This window comes from Thermoflexibacter ruber (assembly GCF_900113045.1).
Lineage (GTDB): Bacteria > Bacteroidota > Bacteroidia > Cytophagales > Thermoflexibacteraceae > Thermoflexibacter > Thermoflexibacter ruber.
In genome coordinates this window covers 140474-162200 of sequence record NZ_FONY01000007.1, presented here as the reverse complement: position 1 = coordinate 162200, position 21727 = coordinate 140474, and the positions used below count along the sequence as shown (strand labels likewise).

Sequence of the window (21727 nt, the reverse complement as noted above, 5' to 3'; positions counted from 1 at the left end):
GAATACTCGACTTAAAAAGTCAGGCTTAGCTTATCAAAAAGGTTTGATTTTTAACTTTTTAAATACCCAATATATCAAATACGCCCCTCCTGCCCCCACTAATGCACCTGCTAAAATATCTCCCAAGTAATGTACCCCCACATAAATACGGCTGTAGGAAACCAAACTTGCCCATAAAAACATCGTCCATGCTATTTTTTTTCTCTCTTCCAAACTCCTACCTACTGCCCAAAACAGGGTCGCCAAAGCAAAAGTATTAGCAGCATGAGAAGAAGCAAAGCCGTACCGTCCACCGCAACCTACATAGTTATACACCTGATTTTCAATTTCTTCATCATAGCAAGGGCGAGGTCTTTGGAAAATAGGTTTCATCAAAGACGAAGTAAATTGGTCTGCCAAAGTAATACTCAGCCCAATAGCTATTAGAATACTCAAAGCATATTTTTTAAACTTCCAAAATAAAAAAAATACAATTAAGACATAAAATGGAATCCATGCAGTAGTACTTGTAACTAACTGCATGATAGAGTCGAGCCAATCTTGGTGTAAGCTATTGAGAAAGAGAAAAATAGCTTTATCTATTTTATCTAAGTTTTCGAGCATTCAGCTTCCTTATTTTTGGTTAAATTGACTAAGTTTGATTTCGGTCAGCTTTTGTTTGGTATTCAGAGGAAAATCTCCTTTCATCATCCAATCGTAATATGATGGGTCTTTTTTCAGTACCTCCAATACGGATTGGTCTTTGTATTTTCCAAAATTGAATACTGCAATGCCTTTATCGTTATAAATCATGCGTCCTGCAAAGTCCACAATAGAGGAGGCTGTCAATTCGTGCAATACTTTCATGTCATTCTGAACAGGAAAATACTCTTTTCCGTTTTTATCTTTTAAGGGAACATTCTCATACATAGCTACTTGGGTATCTAAAACTTCAAAAGTGGCAAGAGTATCAGCCTCAGCACTGTGGGCATCTTCCAGATTTTTTCCACAATAAAACTTATAAGCGGCAGAGAGGTTACGAGGCTCCATAAGGTGATAAATGCGTTGGGCATCAATAAATTTCCGCTTGCTTACATCGAAGTCCACGCCTGCCCTCAAAAACTCCTCTACAAGCAGAGGAACATCAAAACGAATGATATTAAACCCCGCTAAATCAGCACCTTCCAAGAGTTTGGCTAACTCCTTAGCGATTTGTTTGAAAGTAGGTTTATCTTTCACATCTTCATCATAAATACCATGAATCAGGCTGGACTCGATAGGAATAGGAATCGTAGGATTAATTCGCTTGACATATTTGGTTTGGTCGCCATTAGGCATAACTTTCAGTACGGCAATTTCTACAATCCTATCTGTAGCAATGTTTACGCCTGTGGTTTCCAAATCAAAAAAGGCAAGTGGATTTCTAAGTTTTAAGTTCATTATTAATAGTTTATACGATATTGGCTTAGTACAAAAAAATTTTTTTGCAAGTTAGTTCAAAAAGTTTAAAATTATTGATTTTTTTTATTTCAAATTATTCTCATCAAATTTTTCTGATAAAGGGTTTTTCACATTAAATATTCAAGCAAGACGCATAGACTAATGTGCTGTTCCTTATCCTAATCGAGTGCAAATTTATAATTCGGACTTGCTTAAAGTTGGGCTGTTCCAATGTAGTTGTAACTCAAGTTTTATTTTGCGTTTGTAATTTTGCCTTTGTTAATGAGTGTTCCAAAATTATTATTAGAAAAACTATCTATTTAGTTTGCTGATTGTAAGTGAGTAAAAACCCTGATAAAGGTTTACTTTCGTACTTTTATCTAAACAAAACCTTACAAACTTCTGAAATTTAGTAGGAAAGTATATATTTTTGCGTTTTGCCTTGAATAGACAATAACCTGTAAATGACAGATAGCGATGAATACCTTTCTACATCACAAACCATTTCAAATAAGGTTTTTTCTGATTTATACTACCCTTTTTGCGGTGTTTATTTTAGCGGTTTTCTCTGTGTTTGCTCAGTCCGACCAAGAACTCAAAAACTCTTATCAATATGGTAAACAGCTTATTGCAGAGAGAAAATTTAGTTTGGCAAAAGATATTTTCTACAAACTTACTCAGCCTCTGCCGAATAATATCTATGAAAAGTATGCACATTACTTCTATGGCTTGGCTCTTTACAAAACAGGCGATAAAAAAACGGCAAGGACTTACTTGCAAAAATTGGTGGACTCCTCCCCTGCTTTTGCCCAAATAGATGAGGCAAAATACTTACTTGGTGCAATTTTGTTGGAAGCAGGAGAAGTAAAGCAAGGTTTGGACTTACTCAACTCCATTAAGCAAAGTACAATCAAAGAGGACATCAATGCGCAGAAAAGATATTTTTTATCTACTTTGACTACTGAGCAACTTAAAAAACTTTACGAAACCACCCAAGATGAAAGTGTAGGCAGAGTACTTGCCCAAAAATTAGTCAATGAGCGTATCTCCACGGACGACAAATTACTGCTCGAAACTTTATTGGTCAAATATAACCTTAAAAGTACTTCGCTAATTCAAACTAATAAAACCTTAGAACCACCTATTTTGAAGTCTGAATACAAGATCGCTCTCTTTTTTCCTTTTTTACTTAAAGAAACTTCCCCATATAGCCCTAATAGACGCTACCAATTTGTCTATGATATGTATGAGGGCATGAGAATAGCCCAAGAACATTTAGAAAAGGAAGGAGTGAAAATTAAACTTTTTACTTTTGATACGGAAAGGAATGACAACGTAATTGCACAGTTAGTGCAAAAACAAGCCAAAAGTGAAATAGATTTGATTATGGGACCTATTTATCCCAACAACATTCATAGCCTGCTCCCTTTGGCAGAAACAAAGAAAATCAATATTGTCAATCCTTTTGCCAATGATATTGGTATCTATCAGTCCAATCCCTACATATTTTTTGCAGAATCTTCTTATCAAACACAAGGCAAAAAAACGGCAGAATTTGCTGTGCAAAATTTTATCGGGAAAAAAGCCTATGTATATTATGGACGCAACTTAGAAGACTCTTTGAGTGCTTTTGCTCACAAAGAAACTTTAGAAAAGGCTAATTATCAGGTATTTCTACGAGCGATTGATAGTCGCACTATCTATCAGCGTTTTACAAGCGATATTAACAATATTTCAAAAACAGACTCGGCACATATTTTTATCAGCAGCAGCGAGGAGGCAGTAGCACTCAATCTTATTAGTGCTACGCAAACTGGACGCAAGATACTACCTATCATTGCTCCAGAAACATGGCTTAACTTTGAGCAGATTCCCTATGAAAAGTATCAACAAGCAGAGGTACATTTCTTTGCATCAAATTATGTCCGTACTAACAGAGATGCTAAAAACTTTCAAAAAGAATACATTGCTCGCTCCAATATGATGCCCTCTGATTTTGCCTACTTAGGTTACGAAATGATGTACTACTTTGGTAAAATATTATCTAAGCACGGTATAAATTTCCAAAATGCTATCAGGCAAGTTGATTATGACAAGGGCAAAATGATGATAGGCTTTGACTTCAAGGATAGCAATGATAATCAGTGCGTTGCTATTACTAAGTTCAAAGAGGGAGTATTAGAAATCGTCAATTTACCTTTGATAAGCATAGAAAAATTGACAGATGGTACGACAGATTAAGACATATACCTCAGCTTATTTTGCTGGTATATTTCATTCATGATTCGCCAATGATGCAAAACATCTCTATAGGCTTGGATAAGGGAATAGTTGGCATCATAGATATGAGCAGGCTCAGAAGAAATGCCATTTAACTCCATGATTTTGATACTGTTCCCTGTATAAAGGTCATCAAAATTTTGTACTTTCAAATCAAATCTACCATAATAAAAGCCCTCGATGGGTCGGCTAATTTTGTCAAAAACTGAATGAATCTCCTCTTTGATGAGGTCGTTGCGGTTGATAAACTCCGTTCCTCTACAATGGTTGCCTATGGGTTCTACGAGGATTTCTTGGTTTTGCTCAGGGATTTCTTGCAGTAGTTCGGGCATCTTTTTTTTTAGCCTCTCAAGTTGGAATCTTGCTCTCTCATTGTTTTTTAAAAGAGTATAAATTGTGGACTTCCCGTCGCCTTTCACTGTTAAAAATTTTTTCATAGTAATTGAGCTAACTCTACCAGTGTTTTCATTAGGCAGTCGATAATACATTACACCTAACTCTATGGGATAGTCTATGTACTCTTGGACTATGAGGTCTTGTTTATGTTTCTTTAAGTAAGCAATAAGTTCTAATGAGTCATTGATTTTCTCTACCTTGTTTCCTCGTTCTCCCACATTAGGTTTAACGATAATAGGGAAGTGCATCTTATTTTTTGCCAAATAAGCAAGCACAATCTCGGCACTGAGGAGTTCTTCGGATTTGAAAAACAAAGTCTTAGGCTTAAACTCGAGAGGGATTTTGTTAAGAATATCTATCTTGGACTCTCCTATCAGTCCTCCTGTTTCTATGCTTGGATTGACTAAGGAAAAAAACTTGAAAGAACGTTCTTTGAAGACAATACGAAGAAAATAAGGGAGTAAAGGAAGGTAAAATACCCACCAAGACCAATACTCGTACTTAAAAAGTTTTATCAGAAAAAGTGGTGTGCGAATTTTCACGACTGCTCAGTCTTTAATTTTTCGTTGTGATATTGTATAGTAGCATAAGCGATTCCGAAGTTTGTATCTAACTGAATTTCAGGAAAGTGCTGAATCACAGCCATCTTCACTATGGCTAAGTGATGAATGGCATGCTCTAAGTTATAAGCCAATTCTCTGTAAAAAGTTGTAGGAATATGTTGAGTATCTCCTTTTTCATTTAGGCTAAAGCAGAGCATCATTTCTTTATCCTTATTAGTTTGTTCTAAAAAAAAGACTAACTGCCCAATTTCTTGTTTTGCATAGTTTTTATCGGTTTCTATGAAATGGTTTCGGATGCGTGCATCATAGTTCACCACGATTTGATTATTTAGATAGCTTTGGAGTAGGTGTTGATAAAACTCTATGATGTGTCTTAGATGCTTACCTATCGTATTACCTGAAAGAATAGAAAGATGTGCCGAGAACTGATAATCTTCAATTGAGTCTATAAATGCAGACAGTTGATAAAGCATTGCTTTGTTTGTTTGTAATAAGCTCATAATTAACAATTTTACGTGATAAAATTTTTGAGTCTAAGAAAAAATTAGTCGTTTAGTGATATTTACTTGTTTTAATCAATAGTAAGCATTATCATAATAGTTACCCTATCACTCATTATCCAACTGCTGCCTCCTATACCAAAATCAAGGCGATTAAGTGTAAATTCTGCGTTTAGTTTTACTGCATCTCCTACTTCTGTATAGGTAAAAGGAAATTTAATTTCTTTGATAATTCCTTTCAAATAAAGGTCAAATACACCTTCGTAAGTACCAAGTCCTAATTTAGTCATTCTTTTTGATTTCATTATGATTTTTGGGAATCTTGCTACATCAAAATACTCTTGCTTCCTAAGATGATTATCGCGACTTTCTATGCCTGTATCTATGGTTTTGGCTTCTATGCTTGCCTCTATTTGAGTATTTTCTATCTTATCCTTGTCCAGAAAGATAGTTGCCTCTATCGCCCCAAACTTGCCATCGACAGTGAAGCCCGCATTCTTGATTTTAAAAGTTACTGATGAGCTTTTGACCTGCCATTGCTTTTGAGCAAGTAACTGACCTTCAAAAATATAAAGAAATGAAAGAAAGAAAATTATAAAGACATGGTGGATATGCAAGTTCATTTTTATTTTACGTATTTTAAAACAATTAGTTTATCTATATGGAGAAAAAGTAATTCCTAACATAAGCATCAAAATCTTTGCTCTAAACCTATCGTTGTCAAAAACAAGTTTGCCAGAACTTGTGTACTCACTAAAAGCAAAGGTCAAGCCCCCTCTAACAGCCCATTGAGTATGAAACCAATAGCGAAGATAAAGTTCTGAGTTTAAACTACCTATGTCATTATCGCTTGTCAGCAACAAATTCAAGGTAGTGGGTTTAGCAGTTTCTTGTGAAGGGTTACGTCCTTGGCTAAGGGCAACAAAAGTTCCTTTTTGCGTTCCACCAAAACTAACGCCCAAAGCATCAATGTTGAACCCTATTTCCCATTGCTTAGAAAAAGCATATTGGAGGTTGATATTGATATTTATAGCATTTACTTGTATCTTTTCTAATGTCAGTGTATCTAAGTTTGCTTCAATAGTTTCTTGAAATATTACCCCAAGTCCCGTATTTGCCGTAGTGAACTTAGCAGGAGCAGTAATATGCTCTACTTTACTCCCAAAAAAAGAGGTTAAACGTATGCCATAACCCACCTGAAACTTTCCTCTTTTCCCAATTTTATGGAAATGCGACCACGACGGAGCAATGGCAATCCCCTTTCCTACACTAATTGCCAAGTCATAGTAATTGTTGTATTTGAACCTTTTTGTAGTGTCTTTATCCTGAGCAAAGAGAGAATGAAAGAATAAAAAAAACAGGCATAAAACTAATAAATTTTTCATAAATCGTAATGATTTTCTTCAAAGTTAATGCCTATTGGAGGATAGAAATGTCAGAAAGATGACAAATTTGAGGAGGAGGGGATAGCAAGCAAAGCAGGAATTTGATTACTTTGCTTGCTATTTAAGGTTATTTTACTTGTGCTACTGCCAAAATTTCCTTTGCCCAAAAATTTCCTTCTTTTTTCAAAAGGTAGCGTTGCTCTTGGTTTACTTTACGAAGGTTAAGGCTTTGAACTTCGTAGATAAGCGAATCTGGCTTTAACTCTGCCTGTTTCACACTTACTTCATAGTCAAAGACTAAGCTATCGCCTTTATCAGTAACAGTTCTTACCTTCATAAAAACACGCTTCTCACTAAGCGGATAGATGCTGTCTGTTTCTATTTTGCTCAGTACAAAAGCAAGACGTTTATTGGTTATCATATCTTGAAAGTAGTAATGCAACAATCCTTTTTTAATAGAATTATCTACGAAATGTTTATCTATAGTTCGCATTACTCTGTCCCTTACCTTAGCATCATTCCAATCTACCAACTCTTTCTTGGCAGTAATTTCTGATTCTTGTGATTGTTTTTCGCCGTCAGAGGAGCAGGCATATAAGACAAAGGAAAAAATAAATAGCTGTATAACAAATACTTTCGCTTTCATGGTTTAAGTATATTTGAATTTCGAGGTGCAAAGGTAGTGATTAAATTGAAACTTAATATTAGCAAAAAGCAATTTTTTACTGCTTTGGATTTTGTGCCGATTGTAACATTTTCTTGTAATAAGCTAACTTTTCCTGATTACCTGTTTGCGAATACGCAGCTAATAAGTTATTAATGATTTGCTTACTTGGCATCATTTGAAAGGCTTGTTCAAAGAACTGACTTGCTTTTTCATAGTCCCCTAATTGGAAATAGGCAACCCCCATATTGTTACTACAATCATAGCTATTAGGGGCTAATTGGCAAAACTGAGAAAGATATTTGATAGCTTCTTGGGGTTGTTTGAATTGGAGTAAAGTAGCTCCTAAGTCTAACCATATCACCGCTACTTGCCAATACCATTTAATTTTATTCATAATCTAAGTCTTTCTACTTATCCTTCCCTGTAAGAAGTTGATACTTTTGAGCATAATAGTTTGCCATGAGAGTATCTTTTTTGTCCCTATAACATACTGCTAAGTTACCCAAAATAATTTTGTCGTTAGGTTTGAGCGCATCTGCCTTTTTCAGATAAGCCACCGCTTCATCTAATTTTCCTTGATATAGTTTTACTGTACCAAGATTGGTGTAAGCATCTGCTAAAACTGGATTCAAAGAAAGTGCTTTTTCACAATGCTCAATCGCCTTATCAAACTCTAAATACCTGATATAGTACATAGCATAGTACAAATACCATTCTGCTTTCAGTTCATTGGTAGTAGCTAAGGGTTCTGCCTTAGCAAATAATTCTCTGGCTTTGGGAGCATTATAGATGTAAGCATTGTTAAATGCCATGTCTAAATAGTACCGAAAAGTATTTTCCAAACTGGGCTGCATCTTTACTGCCATCTCATAACCCTTAATAGAGGTTTCAAAGTCGTTGAGCTTATTAAGTACGTGGGCTAACTGGAAAGTGGTGAGGGCATCTGGTCGAAGCAAATTTGCTTTGTCTAAATCTTTGAAAGCCTCCTCGTAGTTTTTTTCTGAAAGAAAAATATTGCCTCTCAGATAATAAGCCAATTCATCATTGGGATACTCCTCAATTACATCTGTCAATAGTTTTTTTGTGCTTTGCCACTCTATTGTTCTTTGATAGGATACGTAAGCTAACACCAAACAAGGAATGATTACTAAGGCAAGGGACATTTTCTTGTCTGCTTGACGGAATAATAGCTGATATAAGGCTACTACGAACAAAGACAAACCTACATAAGAAACATAACTTTTATAAGCTACCCACATAAGGTATCCGTCCACAGGCACTACTAAGGTAGGTAGTATATGCAATAAAAAAAACAGCAAAGCAAAAACAGTATTCCTATGAACTAATAAAGTCCTTCTACGAATAAATAAAAATGCTATCAAGCCCACACATGAAGCAACTACTAAAGCCCCTATAAGCAAAATAGATTTATCCAAAGTCAATGGGTTGATAATATTCCAATACAAAGGGACAAAAAACTTGCTCACATATACTCCCAAAGCATACCCCCCTAACCACAATTTTTGGAAAGTAGAGGGAACAAGGTTAGTAAAATACGAAGGAGCAGTGTTAATGCCTATGAATAAACTTAGTATCAATAGTCCTACAAATGGTAGCTTGTCTATGTAGCTTTGCCTTTCCCACTTTCTATGTTCAAAATAGTCTAATAGGAAAAATACCAAGGGAGTAATCCACGCCAAAGGCTGTAAATAAGCGGCTATCCCAAAGCACAATAGGCTTATGCCATACAACAACCACCTCGTTCCTATGAAACGCAGGTACAACAAATAAAATAACAAAGACAACAAATAAAATCCATAAAACAGTAAATTACCCTGCCTTGCTGTAGCTGACAATATATCAGCGTGTAGTGGGTGTATCCCCCAAAAAAGAGTTACTGCAAGTCCTACCCAAAAATTGCGTAACAGGGTGGAAACAAAAAAGTAAACTACTAAGGTATTGACTAAGTGAAAAGCTAAATTCAACCAAGGAATAGTCGCCAGATTGCTCAAGTTTCTCCCACCTGACCAATAAATAATATCCCTATCCAAAGAAGGATAATAAACCGTGCAAATCAAAATTAGAATACCTATCAGAAAAATATAAGGACTACGCCACATAGTGATATGTATAAATTATAAAAAAACTCTGCAAAACTAATGGTTTTTAGACAAAGTAAAAGTTCTTTGAGGTTACATTTAACACTTTTTAAACGCACTTTTCTCTAATGTGCTTTTTTTATTTGTAATTTTGCACGCTTTTTTGAAAGATTAATAAAAACCAATTTTAATAAACCATGAAAAAGTATTATTCATTCTTATTCATACTTGTTAGTGCTTATTTACTATTCTCTTGTGGAAGTGGTAGCGATAGTGGACGTAGCGATAAAAATACCGATGTGTACGGAGAAGCAGACAGCCTAAGCTATCACCAAGGCAGAAAAACGGATAACCTTGCCCGTGCCGTTATCAACGGTAGAAAAGTGGAATTCAAATACATAGATGCTGCTTTGACCATAGAAAATGTCATTCCGTTTACTCAAAGCAAAGACGGTAGATTTACCAGTTTTTCCTTTGAACTTGGCTCTGATGAGAAGTTAAGAGAGAAAATAGGCATCATGCTTATCAATCACAACATTACCGCAGACAATATTCCTTACCAAATTATGCCGGGTAAGCAAGAAGGCAAGCAAGCCAAGTTAGACCTGAATATTCAAAAGTCAAGCATTTTTATCTCTTATAATAACACTGATAATTTTACCTGCTCTATCACTGCATTTAGCGATGATGAAATAGAAGGCAATTTCTTTGGTGAGGTGCGCAATGCAGGTGGAAGAATTATCAAAGTAGAAGACGGCTACTTCAAGGTCAAAATCAAGAAAGTAGAAATGAAATTGCAATAAGGCTAAATATAAAATTGTATGCTCCCCTAAGAATAATCAAAATTCTTAGGGTTTTTTATTATTATTTTCTTCTAAAAATTTTCTTTTACATACTCAAACTCCTCCTCACTGAGTTCAAACACTTCTTTTGCAATGAGGCTTTCCAGGTCCAGACGCAAGTCAGAATAAAGTGGATTGGTAATCGTAGGCACGCTTTCTATGCCGATTTTTTTTCCTAAGTCTTTGAAAATGCCTTCATTTTGGTTTGAGAGTATGGCAAAAGCCTTTGCAATAATCTGGCTTTTGAGCGTTTGCTTATCTTTGCGATGTATGAGTTTAGGAAAAGGCAAAAGGCTAAGGTCTGCCAAGCCAATTTTCTGGACATAAAAATTGAACGCAAAAGAGTTGAATAAGGCAAGTAAAAATAGTAAATCTTCCTGATTAAGAAACTCTTGTAATAAATCTTTTTCACCTCTACTATACGAAAAATTACTGAGGTAAAGCAAATTGTTTTCTGCAAAAACCTTAGCAGGCAGTATAGCCGCTATCATAGACCTATCCTGAGCAGTAGCATTGAGTTTTATGACCAATCTTTCACTTTCGTAGTCGAGCAGGAAACCCTTTTCATTAAAAATGCCTATGATTTCATAGTTTTTTTGACTTAGATTAAATCGCTTTTTCAGTGCATTAACTTCTTGGGAAAGTAGTTGGGTATGTGCTTTCTCTTTGGGAATGAAATACTTAAAAGTATCTTCGCAAGCATAAGCCTCTATCATTCGCCCTTCGCAAAAAGGTAAAGTCTGCTCCTCCTGAGTGCGAAAAAAGAAATGAGCATCATTAGAAAGTTTGAACTCTTTTTTGAAAGTATAGCCCATCTCCTCCAAAGTAGGATTTTGTCCTTTTATCTTGCTACATATCTGATAGTCAATTTGTTGCTCAAATTTTATCAGATGAAAAGAAAGAGGAGAAAAACCTGCGATGAGTTCATTTTTATAACTAAAACTTTCATAATTAGATAAAGTAAAGCTAAAAGTGTGATTTTTACTTGGTTTTTTCTTTTGCACTTGAAGGAAACACCATTCCGTTTTTTCTTGCTCAAAAAGTTTCACCTTCAGCAAGCTATTCTCTATGAATAATAGTTGGCGAAGGTTCGTATCTACTTCATTAAAAAGGAGTTGGGAAGGAATGAAAAGAGTCAAAAATTCATTTTCATTCACTTGTGCCATGTATTGGCTTATGAGTTCTTTATAAGTTTTATCTTTCCATTTTTCATAAGGAAGCAAACAAGCTACCGCTGAGAAATATGAAGGAAGGACAAAGTTATTCCCAAACTTAGCCAATGCCTTTTTTTCTTCTTCGGGCATTAGTTTCTTGAAGTGAAAAGCCGAAGGAGCGAGTTTGATAGCAGAAAGATAAACATTTAGTTTTAAGGTGTTTAAGAGTTTTTGGTTTATTGTTTCTTGTTCTTGCTTGGCTGTTTCTGGTTCTTGGTTAAGTGGAGAAATAAATAGTTGGTGGAGAATAATATTAGCAATAAGTTTTCGCAAATCGTTCAAACCCAATTCTTCTTTAAAACTTGCCAATTTTTTCCAATGCTCGTCTTTGTCCAAAAGAGAGGTACTTTCATCTAAGATTTTATCTATGTGATTTCCAATACGTTGATATTGCTTGAAAATGAGTTTTAGCATTTTAGCAAGTACAATACCACTTTCAAAAAACGGATTGAAGATGCTGTTTTTCTGCACCTCCTCAAATAGTTGTTTGGCTTTTTTAAGGTTACTCTTGTCTATATTTTCTAAAATTTTATCTATTTGATTTTCAAACAAATAAAATAAGGTGTTTTCACAAAAGAAATCATAAACTTCCTCTGAAAAGCCATTATTCATGCCATACAAATTTTCAAAGGCTTTACCTAAAGCGTATTCATTGATTTTGAGGTAGTTATAGTCGGAAAGAGATTTTACTTTTTCATTTTGCTGTATGCCCAATGCTTGCTCTGTCCAACTTTTCTGAAAGGTAGTAAATTCTTCATTTTCAAAGGTATAGTAAGATGCAATAAAATCATTAATGGTCTGTAAAAAATGCTTGCCCACCGCTTCTTCCCCTAAAGTATCCCAAAGCTGAAGATTGGCGGCATATAAGTTTTTCAAAAAATGAGTAGGTAATAAATTGCAGTTTTCTAAGTGTTTGATAAAGATAAACCTTTGAGCTAAGTCAGATTGGCTTTCTTCTTGTAAAAATTTTTTAAACGTTTTATCTAACTGTCTGCTAATGTATGTATTTTCATACTCCTTCTGCCAAGACTGCACTAAACCTGCCAAAGAGTTTTTCTCTGCACTCAAACAGAGAAATTGGGCAAAATCAAGCTGTTGAATAGCTTGGAATTCCTCTATCGCCTCTTTGTCAAAAATAAAAACCTTCCTAAAATTAGTAAAGATAATAACTTCATTATCAGACAAATAATTGATAATACTCTGCTCGTAATTTTCTATAGACAAGTTTTCTGCTTTGAGGGAAATTACTTCTCCTTTTTCATTTTTGTTTACTTTATAAAAAGGTTTCGCAATGAGTAAAACAGCCTGATTTACAAGTTCTTGGATAGCATTCTCAGCAATGCTGCTCTTTAATCGCACCTCTGTCAGAGGCATTTTTCCGAAAAAATCCTCAGTCAAACGTTTTAGCAAAATAGAAGTCGCATCATCAGGCTTTACACCTACTTTGAGGCAGAGCAAGTATTGCTTCAGAGGCGTATAGGACAAAGAATCAATCAATTCATCTATCTGAGCTAAACTGATTGATTCTTTGTGGTTTAACTTTTCTAAGTCGCTAAGAATGAGGTCTAATTTTTTCATACTTGCGAAGTTAGAAGTTGTTAGCGAAAACAGCAAAATTTTGCTTTAACCTTTGCGAAGTTAAAACTGCTTCAAATAAGTAAGCTTGCCAATCAAGTGCTGACTTTGTTGCCTTTCCGTAGTTTCGTAGCCACGCTGATTAAACACCAAATAGACAAAAGAAAGTGGCTGGAACTCCCAAGCTAATCGCATATTCCAAATTTCTCTACTCTGGGAAGTATTGTATTGGTAAAAGCCGATTAACTGCAAGCGGGGATTGATAGCAAGGCGACTTTCTACCCCCACCAATTTGACCGATTCATTTACTTTTTCTATGCCGAGTTCGCTGAATTTGTTGCTATCGTAAGTCAAAGTCAAAGAAAAATGAGGCACAGGTGAGGTACGTACCCGTATCGAGAAATAGTCTAAGCGTCCATTGTAGTAGCCACCAATTTCATAATTTAAGCGGTAGGAAATCTTTTTGGAAGGGTCGCTCAGTGCCAAAGCAGTGTAACGCAAATAGTTATACTCCCCTACCCCTATATTGATTCCCAATGGACTAAAAACCTCGTCCAATCGCTGGTAAGTAGGCGTAACAAAAATGCCGAAAAAGCCTCCATTATTCAAAGCTAACCATATCGGATTGAAATTCAGCACTCTTTCTTGTAGCTTTCCTGTAGAGGCTTGGAAATAAGTTTCTGCAAAGAAGCCCGGTTCTAAGCCACGAATCCATTGTGGCTTCCAATCAGGTCGCCAAACGGCATAACCTCCTGTAGAGTTGGAAATGACATCGTAGCGAGATACAAAGCCCATCTCAGGATTGAAGTCTTTGGTAACTAAGGTGCTGGTACTCCAACCTACAAACTGATTGCTGTTGTAAGAAAATTGGGCATAGCCAGCCAAGCCACCGACTCCATTGTTGCTTGATTGCGTACCTATCGCCATGACATTCAAGGAAAATTTTTGGCTCAGTCTGAAAAATCCATCTACTGCCCCTGTCCAATTGGTATAGCCTTGTGTTTTATCGGTGGCTTCCTTATTTTTTACTGTCATAATGCCTCCTATGCGGTCTTGCTTACCGATATTGTGAGAATAGCGGGCTACGCCAAAGTTTACCGCCCCTTCTGTTTCGTTGCCTCTTTGTCGCATGAGCATACCGCCGTAATTTCTTTTTAATGAGCGGCTTACTATCCTCGCTCCTGCGTCTAAAGGAATAGGATTTCCGCTATCGTCTAAGCCTATTCTACGACTAAAAAAAGGCTGGATACGCATAGAACCGCCTACTAAGTTGTCGTTAGGGGCTAAACCTGCGGCAAAAAGGCTGGCATTTTCTAAGAAAAATTGGCGGCGTTCAGGGAAAAAAACAGAAAAACGAGTAATGTTATTCACCTGTCTATCTACATCAGCCTGAGCAAAATCTGTGTTGAAAGTCAAGTCTAAGACTGTATTAGGATTGACAGCCCATTTTACCTCGCCCCCTACTTTGGTGCTTGCTTTTTCCTCATAGCCTACTTCACTACCTTTGTACTTGTCAGCTACCCCCAAAATATAAGGCTGTACTCGCACATTGGGCGAAGGGGGTGGTGGCTGTATGTCTTTTAAAATCCCTGCATACTCCATTCGCAAAACGCTAAATGCCCTTGGATATGGCGACCAACCTGTTAGCTCATTGGTTTTACGGCGATTGCGGAAAAAGTTGATGCCCCAAGATTGTGTTTTTTCTATGCTGGCAGGATAGCGCAAGGTTTGCCAAGGAATGGCTATTTCTGCTATCCAGCCCTCCTCAGTGCGTTGTGTACGCACCCTCCACAGCCCATCCCAATCGGTATCGAAAAGGCGGTCATCAAAAGAAAGCAAATCTCTTTGCGTGCCATAAGCATTGGTCATGAAGGTCATAGCATTGCGCTTATCGTTAAAAGCATCTATGGCAATACCGAAAAAATCATGCTCTTGGAAGTTAAAATCTCTCCTCATGTCAGGAGTACGAATAGCAGACTTCCCCAAAGAATCCCTACAAAAAGCGGCGATGTAGAGAAAATGTTTGTTATAAAGTATCCTGACTTCTGTGTCGTGGTTCGCTTTTTCGCCTTGCAAAGGCTCTACCTGCACAAAATCGCTGGTAGATTTTGCCAACTGCCACTCTGCCTCATCTAACTTACCATCTATGCGTAGGTTAGTCTGAATAGCTACCGCATGGACTTCTCTTTTGATAGAATCAGGCAGAAAAATATCTTGACTATAAGCAGACTTTGCATAAAAAACAATAAAAAGTACAGGTAAGGATAAAAATAGCCTCATTTTGATTTGGTTTTTAAAGTTTAAGTTTGTATAAAATGAAATTTGATTCCCTAATGAGCAGGGCAATTGTGAAGGAATTATAGGTATGTGCGTGTTTTATTTGCAAAATTAGCGGGAAAACTTGTATTTTCCTAAATTTTCTTAACCTGTAAATTGTTAATGAAAAGTTAAATAAGATTGGTTTGAAAATGAATTGATATACTCCATCAAAAGTGGTTTTGAAATTTTATTTACTCCAAAATCCCTGTTCTCTGACACTTCCTGTGTAAAACTTATGTAAACATTGGACTTTCAGACTAACACAGTAGGTGTGCTATTTTTGTAGAAAATAATGAATAAAACCGCGTAGCGGTGGCATATTTCACGCCTACGTCCCTTGCTGTAGGTGGGTTGGGCTTACTCTTTTCTACCAAGATGACAGCCCTACGGGCTTAAAGTTAGATGTAGTATTGTTCATTGGAAAAAGTGTCAGAGAACCCGAGTCCCTTTCTCAGCAAGAGAAAGGAATTGAAAAATCATTTTATTTTGAGCATAAATCCACAGATTTGATACACTAAGAACTGTTTATTCTAAATCAGTCGCATTTTTACAAAATTAGCAAGGTTTCACTGCATCGTTACACCTATAAAATTTCGTACTTTTGTATATGAAAAAATATACTTAAAAAAGTCATTACCCATGAAGTCTATTTTATTTACTTTACTATTGCCTACACTTTTGTATTCCTTTGCTCTCGCCCAAGAGGAAAGGAGATGCGGCTTCCCTATCTCTGCACAAGAGAAAGCCCGGCACAATTACTTCTTTGATTATCAGGAAAGACTCCACCAAGAAGTAGAAAAACGCAAAAGCCAAGAAACTTCTGCACGTACCGAAAATGATATTTTTGTTATTCCTGTCATTGTTCACGTGATTCACAACGGCGAACCCATAGGCACGGGAACGAATATCTCTGCGGCACAAATTCAAACACAAATTGATGTTTTGAATGAAGATTTTTCCAATAACAACCCTTACAAGAGCCGTACTTTACCCCAATTCAGAAATTTAGCCGACGATACTGGGATTCGTTTCGTCTTAGCAAGCTATGATGTAAACGGCAGATTACTCTCGGAAAGAGGGATTCGCCGCTTGCGCTCTCCCAACGGCAAGCGAGTATGGACTCCTGACGAGTTTGACAGAGAAGTCAAGCCTACGACTATTTGGGACCCCACTAAGTACTTGAATATTTGGACGGTAGATAGTTTGAGAATAGGGAATGAGGTGGGCATTGGCTATTCTTCTTTGCCCGATTTGACAGGACTGGAAGGACTACCTCCCACAGGAGATTTAAACATCACAGACGGGGTAGTAATTCGCTACAATCGCTTTGGCTCTGCGGGAAAAATTGATGTTCCTCAGTTGGACAAAACAGGAACTTATACTTACGGAAGAACCACTACGCATGAAATTGGACATTTTTTAGGCTTGTTGCATCCTTTTGAGTCAGGAAACTGCTCCTTTGATGGAGATTACTGCCCTGATACTCCTTTGACTTCCAGCCCTGTTAGTGCAAGATTAGTGAGTTCACAATGCGATTTAAACCAAACAAGGTGCAATGGAATCGCTATGGTACAAAACTTTATGGACTACGGCAGGGATACTTGCATGACTTTGTTTACCAAAGACCAAATCAGGCGTATGAGAACCGTACTCCAAACCAGTCCACGCAGGATTGCACTTACTCAATCTGTTACAGGCTTCATAGACCGAGTTTTGAGCAGTCAAATCATAGTTTATCCCAATCCTGCAAGTAATCAAGTACGTATCGCAGCATCAGCAGCAGATATTAGGCTTAAATCATACCAAATCTATAATCTACAAGGTCAAAAAGTCATCTTTGATAAGTTCGATGAGTTTAGTGATACCATAGATGTAAGTCGACTACCCAAGGGAATGTACCTCTTGCAGATAGAAACACAAAAAGGAAATGCACTGAAAAAGATAATGGTAGAGTAAAAACAATATACCCATGCAACTTTTTTTATACAACATTTTTATACAACTTTATTACTCTCTAATTTATCTTTTTTCATTTTTCAATGCAAAGGCAAAATTATTTGTCAGAGGAAGGGAAACTATTTTCAAAGATTTGTCCTCACGCTTCCAACCTAAGCAAGTTCCTTTGGCATGGTTTCACTGTGCTTCTTTGGGCGAGTTTGAGCAGGGCAGACCCGTGATAGAGGCTTTCAAAGCCCAATTTCCTACTTATCAGATTTTGCTTACTTTTTTCTCCCCAAGTGGTTATGAAGTGAAAAAAAATGATGCCATAGCAGACATTATTTGCTATTTGCCTATGGATACTGCCAAGAATGCAGAGAGATTTTTGCAAATTACTCAGCCCAAGATAGCATTTTTTGTGAAGTACGAGTTTTGGTATCATTTTATTTATCAAACTTCCCAAAGAAATATTCCACTTGTTTCTTTTTCAGCAATTTTTAGGAAAGAGCAGATTTTTTTTAAGCCTCATGGTGCGCTTTTTCGCAGTCTTTTAAAAAAGTTTACTCATATTTTCGTACAGAACCAAAGCTCTTTAAATTTATTACAAAGCATTGGCATCCAGCAAGTAAGCCTTAGTGGAGATACTCGCTTCGACAGGGTTTGGGCTATCAAAGAAGCCAATAGAGAGATTCCTATTGCTAACATTTTTAAAAATAACGAAAAACTCATAGTGATTGGGAGTAGCTGGAAAGAAGACATTAGTGTTATCAGCAGGGCTTTGCAACATTTCCCTTACCCAATCAAACTCATCATCGCCCCTCATGAAATTAATGAAAATACTTTGCAATACATTGAAAATCAATTTTTTTACCGAAAAGTGATTCGCTTTTCCCAAGCCAAATCGCTCACTAATGCACAGGAATTAGCCAGCTTTGACCTTTTGCTTATAGATAATGTAGGTATGCTGTCTGCCCTCTACCGCTATGGAGAGTATGCTTTTGTTGGTGGCGGATATGCACAAGGATTGCACAATATTTTAGAACCTGCCGTTTTTGGAATGCCTATATTTTTTGGTAATTTGGCATATCAAAAGTTCAGCGAAGCTACTCAATTAGAAAAATTGGGCGTGGCTTTTCCTATCAAAAAGGCAGAGGATTTAAAAAACAAACTTATTTTTTTTGTAGAAAATCCACAAGCAAAGAAAAAAACCGATACTGACTGCATTACTTTTGTCAAGGAAAACTTAGGAAGTACGGACAAAATTTTGGCATACCTTACAAATTTTCTTTCTTTCCAATAATTTTAGCATATTTGTATCAGCTAACAAAATACCGGTGGTGCTTTCAAATGTATGATAATTTTATGTGTTTAAAAAAATCCGTTCTCATCGGTACAATCTGTGTCATCAGTGTTCCAAAATAGAACAACGATAATACGGATTGGGCTGAATAAGCACAGATTTTTATTCAAAAAAACACTTTTCTCATCAAATTGATAACAGTAGATAAAATACCATCATACAATTGGAATCATCACCAAAATCCCAACTTTTGATTCAAAACAAACAGTATGAGCGATAATAACGAAAAAATTATTTTTTCTATGGCGGGAGTAAGCAAAATCTACCCCCCCCAAAAACAGGTACTTAAAAATATCTATCTCTCTTTTTTCTACGGAGCAAAAATAGGCGTACTGGGTTTGAACGGCTCAGGCAAATCTACTTTGCTTAAAATCATTGCTGGTTTAGACAAAAGCTACCAAGGCGAAGTGGTCTTCTCCCCTAACTATTCTGTGGGGTACTTGGAGCAGGAACCGCAGTTAGACCCTACCAAGACCGTCAAACAGGTAGTACAGGAAGGCGTACAACCTATCATAGACTTGCTCAAAGAATTTGAGGAAATCAATGAGAAGTTTGCTGACCCTGAGGCAGATTTTGACAAACTCATGGCAAGGCAGGCAGACATTCAAGACAAATTAGACCAAGTGGGGGCTTGGGAATTGGACAACCGCTTGGAGAAAGCCATGGACGCACTTCGCACTCCTCCCGAAGATGCCATCATTGGCAATCTCTCTGGTGGGGAGAAACGTAGAGTAGCTCTGTGTCGTTTGTTGTTACAAGAGCCAGACGTACTATTGCTTGATGAGCCTACTAACCACTTAGACGCTGAGTCGGTTCACTGGTTAGAACAACACTTACAGCAGTACAAGGGAACGGTCATTGCCGTTACCCACGACCGCTATTTCTTGGACAATGTAGCTGGGTGGATTTTGGAGTTGGACAGAGGCGAAGGTATCCCTTGGAAGGGCAATTACTCCTCTTGGCTCGAGCAAAAGCAAAAACGCTTGGCAGTGGAGGAAAAGCAAGAATCTAAGCGACAAAAAACCCTGCAAAGAGAATTGGAATGGGTAAACATGTCGCCTAAGGCTCGGCAGGCAAAGCAAAAAGCTCGCTTGAGTTCGTATGAAAAACTTTTGAATGAGGAGGTCAAGCAAAAAGAAGAAAAATTAGAACTGTATATTCCGCCCGGTCCCAGACTCGGCAACAAAGTCATCGAAGCACACAATATCTCCAAAGCGTATGGAGATAAATTGCTTATAGAAAATTTTAGTTTTTCTCTGCCCCCTGCGGGAATCGTAGGGGTAATAGGTCCCAATGGCGCAGGGAAAACTACTCTTTTCAAGATGATTACAGGAGCTGTCAAACCAGACCAAGGCACTTTTGAAGTAGGGGCAACCGTCAAGTATGCTTATGTCGACCAAGAACATGATGACTTAGACCCTAATAAAACGGTATGGGAAGTCATCTCTGGTGGCAATGAACTCATGAAGGTAGGTGAGAGAGAGGTAAATTCCCGCGCCTATGTGAGCAAGTTCAATTTTAGTGGCAACGACCAGCAAAAGAAAGTAGGACAACTCTCGGGCGGGGAGAGAAACCGAGTCCACTTAGCAATGACCCTCAAACAAGGAGCAAATCTCTTGCTCTTAGACGAACCTACTAACGACTTAGACGTAAATACTTTGCGGGCTTTAGAGGAGGGCTTAGAAAACTTTGCGGGCTGTGCAGTAGTCATTTCGCACGACCGTTGGTTTTTAGATAGGATAGCCACACACATCATTGCCTTTGAGGGAGATTCGCAAGTTCGCTTTTTTGAGGGGAACTTCAGCGAGTATGAGGAATTTAAGAAAAAACAAGAAGGCTATGTAGAACCTAAACGCATTCGTTATAAAAAATTGGTGTAAAAAATAAATGAGTATGGTAAACAAAGAAAAACTATTGGAAGCCTTCGGGGAACTGATTTATGCAGTAGCCAAAATCGACGGCAGAGTCCAACCCGAAGAGGTAGAAAAGTTAAAGGCTCTCTTTCAGTACAAGCAAGGGGGCGAGGAGATAGTGTGGTCTTTTAACTATGAAACCAAGAAAAACAACAGCGTCAAAGATGCCTACGAAAAAGCCCTGAGCGTAATGATAGAATACGGTCCCTATCTTGGCTACCCCGAACTCATACGCATTCTCAACGAAGTAGCCCAAGCAAGCAACGGCATAGACGAAAGCGAGAGATTTTTGATTAGTCGCTTTGAGGAGGACTTGATGCGAGGCTTGCGCTCCAGACCTTATGAGGAATAGGACATGGCACCATGTATTAGTAAACTTACTTGTTACAAGCCATAACTCAAGCAAAATCATTTTTTGCAATATAGCCCTCTCCTTTGGGGGGAGGGCGACCATTGCTGCGGCAGAAGAAAACAAAAACTGCTTGTGGAAGTCTAAACTAATCTAACAACCTTGTTTCTAAGATTTCTCTGAATTTTCGCAAAATTGCAATAATTTGCATGAGTTCTTTTTGTTTTGTACTATCGTAAGCCTCCGAAACACAGTATTGCTTTCCTTCTATAATGACAAAGTTCCAAAACCTCCCTACCACGTATCCTCCATAGATTGGCTTATCGTCCTGATTGATAGCCTGCGCTATCAGAAAAGCCTCTATCAGCTGCGCCAAAGGGTCTCCGTGAGGGTCTCGTTCTTTTTTGTACTCTTGAAAGTGAAAATAAGGCTTCTGCACCAAGTCCAGAATGCCTTTGGCTATCATAAAATCAGATTTGACCTTTAAAAAATGTCCCTCTATCTCTGCTTCTATGGTTTTATCAAAAAAAGTACGTATATGCTTAGATGATTTTAAATGAGATAATTCTAAAACAAAAGCAATAAAATTCATCTTCAGGTCTTCCTCTGACCATGCCTCTATGTTTTCCAAGGCATGATGCAAAATGCTATCAAAGAGTTTCTGCTCGTAATCCAAGAGCGTAGTCTGACTCATTAGCCATTCTTGCATCAGAGGCGTAGCTATCTTAGTCTTGTCCAAGCCAAACAAAGCAATGAGTTCTGCCTCTGAGTACCTTACTTCTTTTTTACTTGTTTTCTTGCCCATGCTTTTTTCTTCAAATATATACAAGTTCCCACAAAAATACAAAACAAAAAAGGGTTGAGCTTAAACCCAACCCTTTTTTATTTATCTATACAAAGATACTAAC

19 protein-coding genes are annotated in these 21727 nt (G+C 37.3%); 7 read left to right on the top strand and 12 right to left on the bottom strand.

Features of this window, described 5'->3' with window-relative positions; translation table 11 throughout:
* Positions 1–33 precede the first annotated feature (33 nt).
* Together BM141_RS05840 and BM141_RS05835 are read right to left on the bottom strand one after the other, a co-directional pair.
* Positions 34–603, bottom strand: coding sequence for a phosphatase PAP2 family protein (locus tag BM141_RS05840; protein ID WP_091541616.1), 570 nt, complete (start codon positions 601–603; stop codon positions 34–36).
* A gap of 9 nt (positions 604–612) precedes the next feature.
* Positions 613–1419 (bottom strand): 3'-5' exonuclease, encoded by an 807-nt coding sequence (locus BM141_RS05835; RefSeq protein ID WP_091541612.1) that lies wholly within the window; start codon positions 1417–1419, stop codon positions 613–615.
* A 546-nt stretch (positions 1420–1965) separates the two neighbouring features.
* On the opposite strand from BM141_RS05835, the gene BM141_RS05830 reads away from it, so the two are divergent.
* Positions 1966–3660, top strand: coding sequence for an ABC transporter substrate-binding protein (locus BM141_RS05830; protein ID WP_221407632.1), 1695 nt, complete (start codon positions 1966–1968; stop codon positions 3658–3660).
* On the opposite strand, the gene BM141_RS05825 is transcribed toward BM141_RS05830, so the two are convergent.
* The 7 genes from BM141_RS05825 to BM141_RS05795 all read right to left on the bottom strand — a co-directional run bounded on the left by BM141_RS05825 (position 3657) and on the right by BM141_RS05795 (position 9330).
* Positions 3657–4637 (bottom strand): ATP-grasp domain-containing protein, encoded by a 981-nt coding sequence (locus BM141_RS05825; protein ID WP_245763995.1) that lies wholly within the window; start codon positions 4635–4637, stop codon positions 3657–3659. The two genes, BM141_RS05830 and BM141_RS05825, sit on opposite strands and share 4 nt — an antisense overlap.
* Positions 4634–5131 (bottom strand): hypothetical protein, encoded by a 498-nt coding sequence (locus BM141_RS05820; protein WP_143090819.1) that lies wholly within the window; start codon positions 5129–5131, stop codon positions 4634–4636. Before BM141_RS05820 ends, BM141_RS05825 begins: the two co-directional genes overlap by 4 nt.
* 98 nt (positions 5132–5229) lie before the next feature.
* Positions 5230–5781, bottom strand: coding sequence for a YceI family protein (locus BM141_RS05815; protein WP_091541603.1), 552 nt, complete (start codon positions 5779–5781; stop codon positions 5230–5232).
* Positions 5782–5811: 30 nt separating this feature from the next.
* Positions 5812–6543 (bottom strand): hypothetical protein, encoded by a 732-nt coding sequence (locus tag BM141_RS05810; protein WP_091541600.1) that lies wholly within the window; start codon positions 6541–6543, stop codon positions 5812–5814.
* Between the two features lie 127 nt (positions 6544–6670).
* A complete protein-coding gene (locus BM141_RS05805) occupies positions 6671–7189 on the bottom strand; it encodes a hypothetical protein (protein ID WP_091541596.1) in 519 nt (172 codons plus the stop codon).
* Positions 7190–7265: 76 nt separating this feature from the next.
* Positions 7266–7604 (bottom strand): tetratricopeptide repeat protein, encoded by a 339-nt coding sequence (locus BM141_RS05800; protein WP_091541592.1) that lies wholly within the window; start codon positions 7602–7604, stop codon positions 7266–7268.
* A 13-nt stretch (positions 7605–7617) separates the two neighbouring features.
* The gene (locus tag BM141_RS05795; protein ID WP_091541589.1) at positions 7618–9330 is read right to left on the bottom strand and encodes a tetratricopeptide repeat protein; all 1713 of its coding nucleotides are present in this window, start codon (positions 9328–9330) and stop codon (positions 7618–7620) included.
* A gap of 176 nt (positions 9331–9506) precedes the next feature.
* Between BM141_RS05795 and BM141_RS05790 the strand changes: the two genes are divergently transcribed.
* On the top strand, positions 9507–10112 hold the full coding sequence (locus BM141_RS05790; protein ID WP_091541585.1) for a hypothetical protein: 606 nt from the start codon (positions 9507–9509) through the stop codon (positions 10110–10112).
* A 71-nt stretch (positions 10113–10183) separates the two neighbouring features.
* Here BM141_RS05790 and BM141_RS05785 read toward each other — a convergent pair whose 3' ends face one another.
* Entirely contained in the window at positions 10184–12943 is a 2760-nt protein-coding gene (locus tag BM141_RS05785; RefSeq protein ID WP_091541580.1) for a hypothetical protein, read from the bottom strand.
* A 60-nt stretch (positions 12944–13003) separates the two neighbouring features.
* The gene (locus BM141_RS05780) at positions 13004–15220 is read right to left on the bottom strand and encodes a carbohydrate binding family 9 domain-containing protein (RefSeq protein WP_091541575.1); all 2217 of its coding nucleotides are present in this window, start codon (positions 15218–15220) and stop codon (positions 13004–13006) included.
* A gap of 678 nt (positions 15221–15898) precedes the next feature.
* Here BM141_RS05780 and BM141_RS05775 point away from each other — a divergent pair.
* From BM141_RS05775 to BM141_RS22800, 5 genes are all read left to right on the top strand, one after another.
* Positions 15899–17215 (top strand): M43 family zinc metalloprotease, encoded by a 1317-nt coding sequence (locus BM141_RS05775; RefSeq protein WP_091541571.1) that lies wholly within the window; start codon positions 15899–15901, stop codon positions 17213–17215.
* Between the two features lie 13 nt (positions 17216–17228).
* Positions 17229–18497 (top strand): 3-deoxy-D-manno-octulosonic acid transferase, encoded by a 1269-nt coding sequence (locus BM141_RS05770; protein ID WP_091541567.1) that lies wholly within the window; start codon positions 17229–17231, stop codon positions 18495–18497.
* Between the two features lie 269 nt (positions 18498–18766).
* On the top strand, positions 18767–20437 hold the full coding sequence (gene ettA / locus BM141_RS05765; RefSeq protein WP_091541560.1) for an energy-dependent translational throttle protein EttA: 1671 nt from the start codon (positions 18767–18769) through the stop codon (positions 20435–20437).
* Positions 20438–20450: 13 nt separating this feature from the next.
* On the top strand, positions 20451–20822 hold the full coding sequence (locus BM141_RS05760) for a TerB family tellurite resistance protein (RefSeq protein WP_177217277.1): 372 nt from the start codon (positions 20451–20453) through the stop codon (positions 20820–20822).
* Positions 20812–20976, top strand: a complete 165-nt coding sequence (locus tag BM141_RS22800; protein WP_177217276.1) for a hypothetical protein — start codon at positions 20812–20814, stop codon at positions 20974–20976. Before BM141_RS05760 ends, BM141_RS22800 begins: the two co-directional genes overlap by 11 nt.
* On the opposite strand, the gene BM141_RS05755 is transcribed toward BM141_RS22800, so the two are convergent.
* Positions 20968–21624, bottom strand: a complete 657-nt coding sequence (locus BM141_RS05755; protein ID WP_143090818.1) for a hypothetical protein — start codon at positions 21622–21624, stop codon at positions 20968–20970. The genes BM141_RS22800 and BM141_RS05755 overlap by 9 nt on opposite strands.
* Positions 21625–21727: the final 103 nt, after the last annotated feature.